The sequence below is a fragment of the Paraburkholderia sp. LEh10 genome (assembly GCF_017814945.1).
Lineage (GTDB): Bacteria > Pseudomonadota > Gammaproteobacteria > Burkholderiales > Burkholderiaceae > Paraburkholderia.
This window is the reverse complement of the sequence record NZ_JAGIPX010000007.1, coordinates 71,822-85,745: the sequence shown is the minus strand read 5'-3', so window position 1 is coordinate 85,745 and position 13,924 is coordinate 71,822. Positions and strand designations below refer to the sequence as shown.

15 protein-coding genes are annotated in these 13,924 nt (G+C 64.9%); 6 read left to right on the top strand and 9 right to left on the bottom strand.

Annotated features, from left to right (window positions below; genetic code table 11):
* Nucleotides 1-18 precede the first annotated feature (18 nt).
* The 7 genes from nudC to J8I87_RS08040 all read right to left on the bottom strand — a co-directional run bounded on the left by nudC (nt 19) and on the right by J8I87_RS08040 (nt 6,383).
* Nucleotides 19-966 carry an NAD(+) diphosphatase gene (nudC, locus tag J8I87_RS08070; RefSeq protein ID WP_209930919.1) on the bottom strand — a complete coding sequence of 316 codons (948 nt, stop codon included), beginning with the start codon at nt 964-966 and terminating at the stop codon, nt 19-21.
* A gap of 495 nt (nt 967-1,461) precedes the next feature.
* Nucleotides 1,462-3,024, bottom strand: a complete 1,563-nt coding sequence (locus tag J8I87_RS08065) for a S8 family serine peptidase (protein ID WP_209930918.1) — start codon at nt 3,022-3,024, stop codon at nt 1,462-1,464.
* Nucleotides 3,025-3,060: 36 nt separating this feature from the next.
* Nucleotides 3,061-3,342, bottom strand: coding sequence for a hypothetical protein (locus J8I87_RS08060; RefSeq protein WP_209930917.1), 282 nt, complete (start codon nt 3,340-3,342; stop codon nt 3,061-3,063).
* A gap of 259 nt (nt 3,343-3,601) precedes the next feature.
* Nucleotides 3,602-3,820, bottom strand: coding sequence for an alpha/beta fold hydrolase (locus J8I87_RS44545; protein WP_245253781.1), 219 nt, complete (start codon nt 3,818-3,820; stop codon nt 3,602-3,604).
* Nucleotides 3,810-3,989: a hypothetical protein gene (locus J8I87_RS08050; protein ID WP_209930916.1), complete on the bottom strand. Its 180-nt coding sequence runs from the start codon at nt 3,987-3,989 to the stop codon at nt 3,810-3,812. The genes J8I87_RS44545 and J8I87_RS08050 overlap by 11 nt, the downstream gene beginning before the upstream one ends.
* 178 nt (nt 3,990-4,167) lie before the next feature.
* Nucleotides 4,168-5,745 (bottom strand): aldehyde dehydrogenase (NADP(+)), encoded by a 1,578-nt coding sequence (locus J8I87_RS08045; protein WP_209930915.1) that lies wholly within the window; start codon nt 5,743-5,745, stop codon nt 4,168-4,170.
* A complete protein-coding gene (locus J8I87_RS08040) occupies nt 5,742-6,383 on the bottom strand; it encodes a cysteine hydrolase (protein WP_209930914.1) in 642 nt (213 codons plus the stop codon). Before J8I87_RS08040 ends, J8I87_RS08045 begins: the two co-directional genes overlap by 4 nt.
* A 275-nt stretch (nt 6,384-6,658) precedes the next feature.
* On the opposite strand from J8I87_RS08040, the gene J8I87_RS08035 reads away from it, so the two are divergent.
* A complete protein-coding gene (locus tag J8I87_RS08035; RefSeq protein WP_209930913.1) occupies nt 6,659-7,156 on the top strand; it encodes a helix-turn-helix domain-containing protein in 498 nt (165 codons plus the stop codon).
* Nucleotides 7,157-7,217: 61 nt separating this feature from the next.
* Here the strand turns inward: J8I87_RS08035 and J8I87_RS08030 are convergent, their stop codons facing one another.
* Entirely contained in the window at nt 7,218-8,075 is an 858-nt protein-coding gene (locus tag J8I87_RS08030) for a class I SAM-dependent methyltransferase (protein WP_209930912.1), read from the bottom strand.
* Nucleotides 8,076-8,303: 228 nt separating this feature from the next.
* Here J8I87_RS08030 and J8I87_RS08025 point away from each other — a divergent pair, with 228 nt between their 5' ends.
* Genes J8I87_RS08025 through J8I87_RS08010 form a run of 4 tightly spaced genes read left to right on the top strand, consistent with a single transcriptional unit; the run spans nt 8,304 to nt 12,604 of the window.
* On the top strand, nt 8,304-9,512 hold the full coding sequence (locus J8I87_RS08025; protein WP_209930911.1) for an efflux RND transporter periplasmic adaptor subunit: 1,209 nt from the start codon (nt 8,304-8,306) through the stop codon (nt 9,510-9,512).
* A 5-nt stretch (nt 9,513-9,517) separates the two neighbouring features.
* Complete coding sequence (locus tag J8I87_RS08020) at nt 9,518-10,237, top strand: ABC transporter ATP-binding protein (RefSeq protein ID WP_409518731.1); 720 nt, start codon at nt 9,518-9,520, stop codon at nt 10,235-10,237.
* Nucleotides 10,238-10,270: 33 nt separating this feature from the next.
* Nucleotides 10,271-11,425 (top strand): ABC transporter permease, encoded by a 1,155-nt coding sequence (locus J8I87_RS08015; protein WP_209930910.1) that lies wholly within the window; start codon nt 10,271-10,273, stop codon nt 11,423-11,425.
* Between the two features lie 12 nt (nt 11,426-11,437).
* Nucleotides 11,438-12,604 (top strand): ABC transporter permease, encoded by a 1,167-nt coding sequence (locus tag J8I87_RS08010; protein ID WP_209930909.1) that lies wholly within the window; start codon nt 11,438-11,440, stop codon nt 12,602-12,604.
* A 30-nt stretch (nt 12,605-12,634) separates the two neighbouring features.
* On the opposite strand, the gene J8I87_RS08005 is transcribed toward J8I87_RS08010, so the two are convergent.
* On the bottom strand, nt 12,635-13,072 hold the full coding sequence (locus tag J8I87_RS08005) for a YciI family protein (protein ID WP_209930908.1): 438 nt from the start codon (nt 13,070-13,072) through the stop codon (nt 12,635-12,637).
* A 310-nt stretch (nt 13,073-13,382) separates the two neighbouring features.
* Here J8I87_RS08005 and J8I87_RS08000 point away from each other — a divergent pair, with 310 nt between their 5' ends.
* Entirely contained in the window at nt 13,383-13,874 is a 492-nt protein-coding gene (locus J8I87_RS08000) for a GNAT family N-acetyltransferase (RefSeq protein ID WP_245253780.1), read from the top strand.
* Nucleotides 13,875-13,924: the final 50 nt, after the last annotated feature.

The window sequence follows — 13,924 nt, the reverse complement described above, 5'->3', positions numbered from 1 at the left end:
GCGCCGCGACGCAGGCGGTCACATCCTCAGCACCGATTCGCCGTGCTCGACGTACGCCTTCAACAGATGATGCGCGATCGCGAACGGCTTGGGCGCCGACAGCCGATCCGCATGCGTGCCCGCGAGCATCGCGGCCACTTCGGCGCGCGTGAACCAGCGGGCGTCTTCGAGTTCCGCTGTATCGACGACGATGTCGGTATCGGTTGCCTGCGCGAAGCAGCCGATCATCAGCGACGACGGAAACGGCCACGGCTGCGACGCGAAGTAGACGACCCGCGCGCAAGCCACGTGCGCTTCCTCGAATACTTCGCGGCGCACGGCGTCTTCCACGGTCTCGCCCGGCTCGACGAAGCCCGCGAGCGACGAATACATGCCCGGCGCGAACTGGCGCTGGCGTCCGAGCAGACACCGCTCGCCATCGATCGCCAGCATGATCACGACGGGGTCCACGCGCGGAAAGTGGCGCGCGCCGCATGCATCGCATACGCGCTGCCAGCCTGCCGCCGTCGCGCGGCTCACCGAGCCGCAATTCGCACAAAAACGATGACGGCGGTGCCAGTCGAGCATCGATTTCGCCTGGCCCAGCATGCCGAGCGATTCCTGCGCGACGAGGCCTTGCAACGCGATCGAGCGCAGGTCGATGCGATCGTGCTGCGCGTCTTGCGATTTCCCTTCGTCTTGCGCAACGCCGAGCTTGAAGCCGAGCGCGAAGCGTCCGCTGCCGTCGCCCTCCTGACCGAGGAACACGCTTTGCACCGGCTCGCCGAACAAAGATGCCTCGCTTGCCGCGAACCACGCGTCATGCGCGTCGCCACGCTTGAGCAACGGCACGTCGCCATCGAAGACGAGAAAGCGCGCCGCGGAATCGCTGTGCAGTTGCGCGATGAAGGCATCGTCGTCGCGTTTGTCGGAGCGGCGGTCGAGCGGATTGACGTTGAAGCCGATGGGAGCGGAAGGGGCGATCATTGCGATAAGACAGGTGGGCCGGGACGATCCGCAAGTATGGCATGGTGTCCGGCGCGGCGCAGCGCGCGCGTCAGCGGCGCGCTGCATACCTCTGTCCATGCGATGTAGCGGCGCGCCCGCAGGCGCCGCGTGTGAGAACCGCGTGTGAGAACCGTGTGCGAATGACATGTGCGAATCACACGGGCGAATCACACGCGCGAATCACACGCGCGAATCACACGGGCGAATCACACGGGCGAATCACACGGGCGGATCACACGGGCGAATCACACGGGCGGATCACACGGGCGGATCACACGGGCGGATCACACGGGCGGATCACACGGGCGGATCACACGGGCGAATCACACGGGCGGATCACACGGGCGAATCACGCGCGAATCACACGCGAATCACACACGCGGATCACACGCGCGGATCACACGCGCGAATCACACGCGCATCCCGCTGCGCGAAGGGCGGCCCCGCGAACCGCAGCCCCCCTTCGCGAAACCATCAAAGCTGCCTGACCGCCGCGAGCGCATCGACGAGACCCGCGCCCGTCGCGCCATCCTCGCCGAGACCCGCCGGTACGCCCGCGCCTTTCGGATCGCTCGCGGGGTTTGCGTGGCCTTTGGTTACGTCGCGCGCGGTGCGGCGCAGGATCGCCTTGACGTCGCCTGGCGACAGCCGCGGATTCGCTTGCAGCAGCAGCGCGCACAGTCCCGCGAGCTGCGGCGCGGCGGCCGACGTGCCGCTGAACACGCCCCAGCCGTCGTCGGGCGTCGTGCCGTCGAAAGCGGCGTTCTCGCGATCGATCTCACAACCCGGCGAGACGGGCAGCGAAATATACGTCGCATGCGGCAACAACCCGACGAGCCCGCAGACATCGGGCACGCTGCGGCCCGAGTAAATCGCGCTGGTGAAGGCGCTCGCGTAGTCGGAGGCGCGCATCGCGCCTTTGCTGTCGACGAACACCCCGCCCGCCGAAATGATGTCGGGCATCTGGCCCGGGAACGAATAGTGGCCGTTGCCCGCCGAAAAGACGATCACGACGCCGCGCTTCACCGCGGCCTGAATTTCGGCTTCCAGCGCGACGAGCCCGTTCGGCAGGGTCGCCAACGGCGTGTTGTCGGGGCCGCGCAAGTCATAGCCGAGGCTCACCGAAATCACGTGCGGGTCATGCTTGAGCGCTTCCTGAAGGCCTTCGAGCACGGACGCGCCCCGCGTCGGATCGGTGTCGTTGTCGAGCTTCACGCCGATGAAGGTCGCGCCCGGCGCGATCGCGAAGATGTTGGCGGATTCGCCCGTGCCGTGGCCGTTGGCGTCGGTGCGCCGGTCGGTGGCGCCCGGCGCGAGAACGATCGACGACGAATAGCCGTGCGCCTTGAAATACGGATGGCCGTGGGCAAAGCCGCTGTCGATCATTGCGATCCGCACGCCCTTGCCCGTGATGCCTTGCTGATGTACGGGCGTTGCGTTCAGATGCAGCGCGATATCGGCGGGCGCAGCGAGATGGAAGTAAGGCACGGCGGGCGGCGTGGCCGACGGCGCGGCGTGCTCGCGTTGCTTCGGCGCGGCGGGGCGCTTCTTTGCCGCCGTCGATGCCGTCTTTTTGGCCCTCGTGCTCTTCGCCGCCTTTGCCATGTAGATGTGCGGCCACTGGATATACACATCGTCGAGAAGCGACTGGATCGCGGGGTCCGGATTCCACGGCGCGCCATCGGGCGGATAGAGCACCGAGCCGAACTGCGCCGCCGATGCGCATGGCGCCTTCATGCGCTTGAGGCGCGTCTGGAACAGCGCTTCGAACTGCGCGGGCGTGCAGCGCATCGAAGCGGACAGCGAGCCGCGTCCCGTCAGCGTGAAGCCGCGCCGTGCGAGTTCGGCGAGCGCGAGGTCGGCCTGCGCGGGATCGGGGATGAACGAGGCGACGGTGTCCGTCGACATGCGCGCGCCGAACCGGGTCGGCCCGCCGTGCTGACCCGGCCGGTTGAACGTGATCGCGACCCGCAGCTCTTCGTGCGAGTCGCCGCGCGCAGGCCGCGCGGCTACATCATGAGGATCGTAGGCTTTCATCGTTTCTTCTCCGCTTCCATGCAAGATGATTGCTGTTCAATCGAATGAAAGATGTTCCGGCGCCTCGCTGATCGATGAGACGTAGGGATACAGACTGCCGGGCACGGCGAGCGTTCCGTCCGTGCCGGAAAGACATGAAAAGAGCCTGCGGAATTCGGCATCCGGCATGCGTGCGGACAGCGTTGCGAGCCCTTCGCCGCTGATCTGCATGCCGAGCGCCTCGGCGGCGCACTTCGCCGCTTGCCGTGCGGGCTCCGTGCGGCATGCATCGCGCAGCAATAGCTGCAGCCGCCGGACAGGGCGGGTATCGTTCGTCATCGCCACCTCCGCATAGGTCGCAGCGGCACGCTCCGTTGTGCCGCGAAGACGGCTTCCGATATTACGCCTGCTCGTGCGTTGATGCCATCGCGCGTCGCGGCGAGCGCAGGCATCGCGATGGCGTGCGGTGCGGCGTCGGTATCGGCATGCGATTCAGGCGCGCGCATCGAGCGTGACCTTCGCGACCTTCGCGACCTTCGCGAACTGGCGCGGTTGCGACTGCGCAATGAAGCGGTTGATCGCCGCAGCGAGCGCGCGGCTATCGATACATCATCGCGTGGCCCGCAGCGCGCACGACGAGCAGTTGCGCATCGGGCATCGTTCTGGCGAGCGCCTGCGCATTCTGTTTCGCCACGATGCTGTCGTCGTCGCCTGTCAGGACCAGCGTGTAGAGGCGCGCGGCGTGTAGCGCATCGGCGGCGTCGTCGTCGTGTGCCCGTTCGCGCAGCAACGCCGTCTGGCCCCGTTCACAGCACATGCGTGACTTCGACATGGCGTTGCGGCACCGCACGCTGCATCGAAAGCCTCTGCGTCTTCCGATCGAGCCAGTTGTCGAGCTTCTCGGTGGCAACGGCGAGCATCGCCGAGACGATCATCGCGCTGGCGCCGATGGCGCAGAAGATGACAAGGGGAGGCTGAAAGTCCATGGTTGCTCCTGATAGCCGAAATGACATGTGGTGATGTTGTTCATCTCTGACTGCCGTCGCGGCTGGCTATGAGGGCATGATGCGCGGCGCGAATGAGCAAAGAATTAGCGCGTCGGATGGAAGCGCAAAAAGCCCGCGCATGCCGTTGCTTGCGCGGGCTTCTTATCGACAGCGTGAATCAGTCCTTCGACAACTCGCCGTCAATTAGACGCCAGATGCCGCGCGGATTGTCGTGCTTCAACGCTTCGGGCAGCAGCTCGTCCGGGAAGCCTTGGTAGCACACGGGCCGCAAGAAGCGCTCGATCGCCGTCATGCCGACGGAAGTAAAGCGGCTGTCCGAGGTGGCCGGGAACGGGCCGCCATGAATCGATGCATACGACACTTCCTGTGGATGCGCGAACGCGTTGACGACGATGCGTCCCGTGCGGCGTTCGAGAATGGGCAGCAGGCGGGCTGCGAGCGCGTAGTCGTCGGCATCGATCTGCATCGTCGCCGACAACTGGCCGCGAAACTGCTTCGCGATTTCGGCCAGTTGCTCGACGTCCTTCACGCGCACGAGCAGCGCGACGGGACCGAAAACTTCCTCCGACAACGACGGATCTTCGAGCATGCGCGCGCCGTCGACTTCGAGCAGGGCCGCCTGGCCGTCCCACGCGCCCTGCGCCTTGCCGCCCGCTGCGATCGGCTCCGCGCCCGCGTTCTTGCGCCGCTCCAGATTCTCGCGATACGCCGTCCAGATGCCGGGCGTCAGCATCGTGCGGGCGTGCATCGCTTCGACGCGAGCGATCAGCGCTTGTCTCAATCCGATGTAGCCGGGGCCGTCGACGGCCAGCAGAATGGCGGGCTTCAGGCAAGCCTGTCCCACGTTGACGAGCATCCGTTCGCCGAAGCCATCGCCGATTGCGCCGCCCCGCGCAGCCAGCGCCGCCGGGAGCACGAACGTCGGATTGACGCTCGTCATTTCGGTGAAGACGGGAATCGGCTCGGGGCGTTGCTGCGCACGCTGGAACAGCGCCATGCCGCCCGCTTCCGAGCCGGTGAACGTCACGCCCTTGACGAGGGGATGATCGACCAGCGCCGCGCCGATTTCATTGCCGCCGCCGCGAACCAGCGAAAACACGCCTTCATGCAGGCCTGAATCCTTCACGGCTTGCTGGATCACGCGGCCCATCAGCTCGGACGCACCCGGGTGTGCGTTGTGCGCTTTCACGATGACGGGGCAGCCCGCCGCCAGCGCCGACGCCGTATCGCCGCCGGCCACCGAATACGAGATCGGAAAATTGCTCGCGCCGAAAACTGCGACGGGGCCGAGCGCGATCTTCTGCATCCGGTGATCCATGCGCGCGCGCGGCTGGCGCTCGGGCTGAGCGGGGTCGATGGCCGCCTGGCGAAAGCGTCCTTGGCGCACGACCGTCGCGAACTGGCGGAACTGGGTCGCGGCCTTCGCGGTTTCCGCTTCGAGTTGCGCGGCCGGCAGGCCGGTTTCGAGCGACGTGCGTTGCGCGAGCTCGGGCGCGATCGCGTCGAGGCCGTCGGCGATGCGCTCGAGGAACGCGGCGCGCTCGTCAAGGGACGTGGCGTTATAGCTGTCGAATGCGTCATCGGCGAGTTGCACCGCGAAATCGACTTCGGCGCTGCCGCCAAACGCGAACGCCGGCTCGATCTCGACATTCGTCGCGGGGTTCAGCGCCTTCATCACGCCGGCCGTGGCGCCTACCTCTTCTGCGCCGATCAGCAGATTGCCGGTAAGCTTCATGCCGTTTCTCCTTGCGTTGCGGGGAGAGCGGCGATCAATTCGGCCGTCGTCAGGATTTCGTGCGCAAAGGTAGGACCGTTCAGTTCGTGCGCGGCACGCATCATTTCAACCGTATAGGCCGCTGTCGAGTCGCGTACGAGCGTGACGTGATAGCCCAGTTCGGTCGCATAGCGGCCGGTGGACTCGATGCACGTATTCGCGAGCAGGCCGACGACGATCACGTGCGAGATGCGTTGCTGCTTGAGCTGAAAGTCGAGATCGGTGTTGGCGAAACCGCTTTGGCCCCAGTGTTCCTGGACGATGATGTCGCCTTCCTGTGGCATGAAGTCGGGATGCCATTCGCCGCCCCATGTGCCTTTGGCAAACGAATGGCGCTTCTGGATCAGGCGCTGCGTGGGGCTCGGATGATCCCAGGTGTCGTAATCGCCGGGTTGCCAGCGGCGATGCGGAACATAGAAGACCTGGATATTCGCGTTGCGCACAGCGGCGACCGTGGCGCGGAGGTTGTCGAGCAGTCTGACGTTGGTGGCGATCTCCTTGATCATCGGAAAGACCTTGCCGCCTTCGGACAGAAAGTCGTTGTACGGGTCGACCAGTAACAGGCCGGTGCGCTCGGCGCGATACTCGGGATTGGACACTTCAGTTCTCCATTTCGGAATGGTGGGCGCGAACAGGCCGCGTCGCAGTTTTGTTGAACGATGCGGGACGTCTCACGGATCGGACAGCGTGCATTCAGGATATAACTATGAAAAACATAGTGTCAAGGGCGACACGTATTTTCGGTCACTTTCAGGACGCCGGACGACATGGCGCGGAGTGCGCGTCAGAGCACGGCGCAGGTGAATGTGCGTACGCACGCTGTGATGCGGTTTGTGCTACTATGAAATTAGAAGTTTCAGTCGGAGAGTGAATCGTGGCGGATGTCGCAGAGAAGGCAAGTACGGTGTGTCCCGTGGCGCGGTCGCTCGATATCGTCGGCGACCGGTGGACGGTTCTCGTGCTGAGGGAGCTGTATATGGGCGCGGCGCGGTTCGAGGAAATCCAGATTCAGACGGAAGCGACGCCGCAAATGCTGACGACGCGCCTGAAGTCGCTCGAAGCGGATGGGATGGTCGAGCGTCATCCGTACAACGAAAAGCCGCTGCGCTACGAATATCGCCTGACCGAAAAGGGGCGCTCGTTTTATCCCGTCGTTCACGCGTTGCGCGCGTGGGGCGAAACATGGTGCAAGGACGAGGGCGAAGAAATCGCGGTGCGTTTCGTGCATCGCGACTGCGGCCACGATGTCGGCCTCGGCAATGTGTGCCCGCACTGCGGCGTCGTCGTCGAGCGCAAGGATCTGGATGCGGCGCTGAGCGCTCCTTATGCAAAGGAGCGCGCGGACCGGCGCGCTGCGTTCAAGAGAAAATGACGATCGCGCACATGCTCCACGCCCACGCGCGGGTTGCCGTCGACGCTCGCCCGTGCCCTCGTCAGGTGCTTGCGATGAGAAACGCTTCGCCTGTCGCTGGCCGCAGTCCATCGGAGCGGCCGGCGAAATAGCGCTGCGCAAGTTCATCGGTGCAGACGTGCCGCACGTTGCCGAACCCGGCCTCGCGCGCAAGCGCCAGCATCGCATCCGGACTGAAGAGGCTGACGAACGGCGTGCCCGACGCGCGCGCCTGTTCCTGCACCGCCTGATACGGCGCGCGTTCCAAGGGATCGACGAGTTCTGTCGGCAGCAGGAAGGTCATCGCCAGCGTGGAGCCCGGTGCCAGCTTCGTGCTCTGACGCAGTGTCGCGAGATTCGCTTCCCGGGTCAGATACATCGAGACGCCCGTCGATGCGATCACGGCCGGCACGCTTGAATCGAAGCCCGCGTCGACGAGACGTTCCCACCACGACTGGCCCGCCTCGAAATCGACGGGAACGAGCCGCAGCCATGCCGGCACGCCGTAGCCGAGTTCGCGCAGGCGCGCGCGCTTCCACGCCTGCGCGCCGGGCCGATCCACTTCGAACACGCTCAGGTGCGAGGCGATCTCCGGCTTGCGCTGCGCAAACGTATCGAGGCCCGCGCCGAGGATCACATACTGCGTCACGCCTCGAGCCGCCTGCTGCGCGACGAGGTCTTCGATAAAGCGCGCGCGGGCCACGATGGCCGCCCGATAGCCGCGCGTGCCCTGCGCGTCCATGTCGGGACGGCTGCGCCAGCCGTCGCCGGGCGCGGCGAGCCGCAGGCCGATCTCGTCATCGAGCACGTGCGGCGGCGCATCGACCTGAACGTGCATCGCTCGCCACAACGCAACCCGTACCGCGGTGCTGTCCGGCGCAGCCGTCTGCCTGTCCTGCATGATGCCTCCGTTGTCATCGACGCTAATGGCCAGCAATCTAAAACGAGTGAACGGGCGTCTGTCAGCGCTCGTTCACATTGATGAACATCGGTCAACTTTGGTCAAGGACGCCGCGATCCCCGCCTCGCGATGCGAGCGCGGCTAAACGGCAGCGCTATACTGTGGACCCGTCCTACATTACAAGTACCCGGCGCGGCGACGCAAGCCATCCGGCGAAGACAAAAGAAATTGGCAGATCACGATCTGAAGCGGCTGAAAATAGACCGGCCCGCCGTCGCTGCGGGCGGCCGTCGGCGCAACTGGATCGGCTACGGGGTCGTCGCACTGATTCTCGCCGGCGCGCTCGCCGTCGGTCTCAAGCTGACGGGCCCGCAGACCGTCGAAACCACGACCGTCGTGTCCGCTTATCCGTCGCAGGCTTATACGCTGCTCAACGCAACTGGCTATGTCGTGCCGCAGCGCAAGGCCGCCGTAGCGTCGAAGGCGCAAGGGCGCCTCGAATGGCTCGGCGTGCTCGAAGGCACGCGTGTCAAGAAAGGCGAAGTGATCGCACGGATCGAGAGCAATGACGTCGAGGCGGCGCTTGCGCAGGCGAAGGCACAGATCAAGGTCGCGCAGGCGAACCTCGCGTTGCAGCAGGCCGAATTGCAGAACGCCGAGATCAATCTGCGCCGCTCGAAAATCCTTGCGCCGAACGGCGCAATTCCCGCGACGCAGTACGACGCCGATCTCGCGCGCTACGACAAGGCGAGGGCATCGATCGACAACAGCCGCGCCGCGATCGTGTCGGCGCAGGCCAACGCGCAGGCCGCGCAGGTCGCCGTCGATCAGACCGTGATCCGCGCGCCGTTCGACGGCGTCGTAATCGAAAAGCATGCGAACGTGGGCGACAACATCACGCCGTTTTCGCAGGCTTCCGACAGCAAAGGCGCCGTCGTGACGATCGCCGATATGGACACGCTCGAAGTCGAAGCCGACGTCGCCGAATCGAACATTGCGAAGATCGCTGTGAATGCGCCATGCGAAATCCAGCTCGACGCGCTGCCGGAGGTGCGCCTCGCGGGCAGCGTGTCGCGCATCGTGCCGACCGTGGACCGCTCGAAGGCGACCGTGCTGGTCAAGGTGCGCTTCGTCGATCGCGACGAGCGGGTGCTGCCCGACATGAGCGCGAAGATCGCGTTTCTGTCGAAGCCCGTTTCGCCGCAGGACCGCAAGCCGGTGATCGCGGTGCAGCCCGCGGCGATCGTCGAACGCGATGGCCGCAAGGTCGTGTTCGTCGTCACGGACGATGCCGTGCATGAGGTGCCCGTGACCACGGGCGCGACGCTCGGCGAGCTGATCGCCGTCAGCGGCGTGCGTTCCGGCGACGTGCTCGTGCGCGCGCCGGGCGAGCGCATCAAGGACGGCGCGAAAGTCACCGTGGCGAAGAAACAGTGAAAGACGTGAGCCATGCCGTGAGCACCGACGTCGATCCCACTGCGCCGCTCGTCGATATCCGCCACCTCGTCAAGTCCTACCGGCGCGGCGTGCAGACCGTGCCCGTGCTGTCCGACATCACGCTCGCGATCGGCGAAGGCGATTTCATTGCGCTGATGGGGCCGTCCGGGTCGGGCAAGAGCACGCTGCTCAACCTGATCGCGGGCATCGACCGGCCGGACGGCGGCGAACTGCGGGTCGGCGGGCAAGATATCACGCGGCTGTCCGAGGCCGAGCTGGCGGGGTGGCGCGCGGCGCATGTCGGCTTCATTTTCCAGTTCTACAACCTGATGCCCGTGCTGACGGCATTCGAGAACATCGAGTTGCCGCTAATGCTCACGCGCCTGACGCGCAAGGAGCGCCGCGAGCGCGTCGCTCTCGTGCTCGATATGGTGAATCTGTCGAACCGCGCGCACCATTACCCGTCGGAGCTGTCGGGCGGCCAGCAGCAGCGGGTCGCGATTGCGCGCGCGTTGATCACCGACCCGACGCTGATCGTCGCCGACGAGCCGACGGGCGACCTGGACCGCACTTCCGCCGAGGAAGTGCTCGCGATGATGCAACGCCTGAACCGCGAGCTGGGCAAGACGATCATCATGGTCACGCACGACGCGCACGCGGCGGGCGCGGCAAAGGCGCTCGTGCATCTGGAAAAGGGAGAGCTGACGAATGGAACGACGCGCTGAACGGCGTGCCGAACCGCGCGGCGGCCGGCCGACATGTACCTGCTGAAGCTGATTACGCGCAACGCGCTGCGGCACAGGCTGCGCACGCTGCTGACCGTGCTCGGGCTGACGATCGCGGTGCTCGCGTACGGACTGCTGCATACCGTGGTCGATGCGTGGTATGCGGGCGCGGCGGCGGCATCGAACGCGCGGCTCGTGACGCGCAACGCGATCTCGCTCGTGTTCCCGCTGCCGCTGAGCTACGAGAACCGCATTCGCGGCGTCGAAGGCGTGACGATGGTCGCGCGTTCCAACTGGTTCGGCGGCATCTACCGCGAGCCGAAAAACTTCTTCGCGCAGTTCGCCGTCTCGGACAACTATCTCGATCTATACCCGGAGTTCATTTTGCCCGCGCAGCAGCGCAGCGACTACGAGCGCGACCGCAAAGGCTGCCTGATCGGCAGGCAGCTTGCGAGCCAGTTCGGCTTCAAGATCGGCGATGTGATTCCGATCAAAGGCACGATCTACCCGGGCACATGGGAATTCGTCGTGCGCGGCATTCTGGACGGCCGTGACGAATCGACGATCACGCGGCAACTGATCTTTCACTGGGACTATCTGAACGAGACCGTGCGCAAGACGCCGGGGCGGCGCGCCGATCAGGTCGGCGTTTACGTGCTCGGCATCGCGAACCCTGACGATGCCGCCGCGATCTCGCGCAACGTCGACAACGTGTTCAAGAACTCGCTCGCGGAAACGCTCACGGAAACGGAGCAGGCATTTCAACTGGGCTTCGTCGCGATGTCTAACCAGATCATCGCGGCGATCCGGCTCGTGTCGTATGTGGTGATCGTCATCATCATGGCCGTGATGGCGAACGCGATGGCGATGAGCGCGCGCGAGCGCACCGTCGAATACGCGACGCTCAAGGCGCTTGGCTTCGGACCTGGCTTTCTCGCGCTGCTGATGTTCGGCGAGTCGGTGACGATCTGCGCGGTGGGCGGCGGGCTCGGCATCCTGTTGACGCCGCCCGCCGCGAGCTTCTTCAAACAGGCGACAGGCGGCGTGTTCCCCGTCTTCGTCGTGTCGCATCGAACGATGCTGCTGCAAGCGGCCTGCGCGCTCGCCGTCGGCCTGGCGGCCGCGATCATTCCGGCCATGCAGGCGGCGCGCGTGCGGATCGTCGAAGGTCTGCGGGCGATCGGCTAGGGACTGCGCATCGTGGCTATTCCACTCTCGTACATCGCACGCAACCTGTGGACGCGCCGTCTGACCACGGCGCTCACGGCATGCGGGCTCGCGCTCGTCGTGTTCGTGTTCGCGACCGTGCTGATGCTCGATGCGGGACTCAAGAAGACGCTCGTCTCGACGGGCGAAGAGGACAACGTCGTGGTGATCCGCAAGGGCGCGGAAACGGAAGTGCAGAGCGCCATCGACCGCGCTCAGGCGAACGTGATCGAAATGCATCCTGCCGTCGCGATTGGCGGCGATGGAAGACGGATGGCGTCGAAAGAATCCGTCGTGCTGATCTCGCTGCTGAAGCTCGGCACGGGCAAGCCGTCAAACGTCGTGATACGCGGCGTCTCGCCGGCGGGCATGAGCCTGCGGCCGCAAGTGAAGCTCGCGTCGGGGCGCATGTTCAATCCGGGCTCGTCGGAGATCATCGTTGGCAGCAGCATTGCGAAGAGCTTCAGCGGCACGCAGCCGTGCGAGCATCTGCGTTTCGCGCAGCGCGACTGGACGGTGGTCGGCACCTTCGATGCCGGCGGCAGCGGCTTCGATTCGGAAATCTGGGGCGATGTCGATCAGTTGATGCAGTCGTTCAGGCGCACCAGCTATTCGTCGATGGTGGTGCGTCTCGCGCAGTCCGACCAGTTCGACGGCTTCAAGGCGGATATCGACGTCGATCCGCGCCTCGCCGACGAAGCGAAGCGCGAACAGACGTTCTATAGCGATCAGTCGAAGGCGCTCTCGACGTTCATCAACATACTTGGCTTTACGCTGTCGACGATCTTTTCGGTCGCCGCGATGATCGGCGCGATGATCACGATGTATGCGTCCGTTGCGAATCGTGTCGCGGAGATCGGCACGCTGCGCGCGCTCGGCTTCCGCCGCTCGAGCGTGCTGGCCGCGTTTCTCGCCGAGGCGATGCTGCTGGGGCTGGTCGGCGGGCTGGCGGGTCTGGCGTGCGCGGCGTTCATGCAGCTCGCGTCGTTCTCGACGACGAACTTTCAGACCTTCGCGGACCTGTCATTCCGCTTCATCCTCACGCCCGCGATCGTGCTGAAGACGCTGGCGTTTTCGATGACGATGGGGCTCGTCGGCGGCTTTCTGCCTGCGCTGCGCGCGGCGCGCATGAACATCGTCGATGCGTTGCGCGCGCGCTGAACGCGCGCCATCCCGCCGACATCGTCGATGTCACTTCGGCCTGTTTGCCTGCTGTTCGATTTCGGCGCGCAGCCGGTCTTCCTGTTCGCGCAGTTCGGGCGTGAATTCCTCGCCGAAGTCCGCGGCGTCGAACACCCGGCGAATTTCGATTTCGGACTCGCCTTCCATCGGATTCGGGCAGCGCCTGACCCACTCGACGGCTTCTTCCATTGACTTGACCTGCCATAGCCAGAACCCGGCGATCAGCTCCTTGGTCTCGGCGAAAGGACCGTCGATCACAGTCCGGTTCGCGCCCGAAAAGCGCACCCGCTTGCCGCGCGAGCTCGGGTGCAAGCCTTCGCCCGCGAGCATCACGCCCGCCTTGACGAGTTCTTCGTTGAATTTGCCCATTGCCGTCAGCAACTCGGTGCTGGGCATCTTGCCGGCTTCCGAATCGCTCGTCGCCTTGATGATGACCATGACTCGCATTGTCTTTTCTCCTTGATGAGGTTGTCGAAGCCGCACGCTGGGTCGGCTGTCAAAGTCACGACGAATGACGGCCGACGAAATCGACATGGTTCGCACGTGGGTTGCAATGAACTCATCATTGACAGCCGGACGCCGACCGTCCCGTCATTTTGCGCGCCGCGTGCCGCGCCGCCGATTTTGCCGCCTTTGATTTTCCCGCTGCCTTCGCGAGAAGCGCGAAGCGCGCTTGCACAAACGTTCAAGACGGTGTGCCTTTGCGAGCGCTACGCTGCGTCCCGTACGGTTGATCCGGGTCAGACGCGAGGGCGACATGTCGACTTCAATCATGCAGCAAGTGGTGCCTCACATTCGCGAGGCTGTTTTTCCGGGCGATACGGCGCGGCTTGTCGCGCTCGTTCGCGAGTACGTGAAGTGGCTCGACATGGACTTGTCGTATCGCGGTTTCGAAGACGAGATGCGATCCTTCGAGCAGACCTTCACGTTGCCATCGGGCATGTTCTTCGTCGCCGAAGTGGACGGGGCGATGGCGGGTTGCGTGGGACTGCTGCGTCATACGGATGCCGTCGCCGAAGTGAAGCGGCTGTATGTGCGGCCTGCGTATCGTGGTCTCGCGCTTGGCGAAAAGCTCATGACGGCGTTGGCGAGCAAGGCCAAAGTGCTGGGGTATGAGAAGCTCATGCTGGATTCCGTCGCGCGAACGGCATTCGCGCAACGGCTGTACGAGCGCATGGGTTTCACCGAAACGGCCGCTTATTACCCGAATCCCGTGCCGGGGACACGTTTTCTCGAACTCGTCTTTTGAAGCGAAAACACGGCCGCGATTTCCATTTGACGAGAAGATGCAGGCGCGAC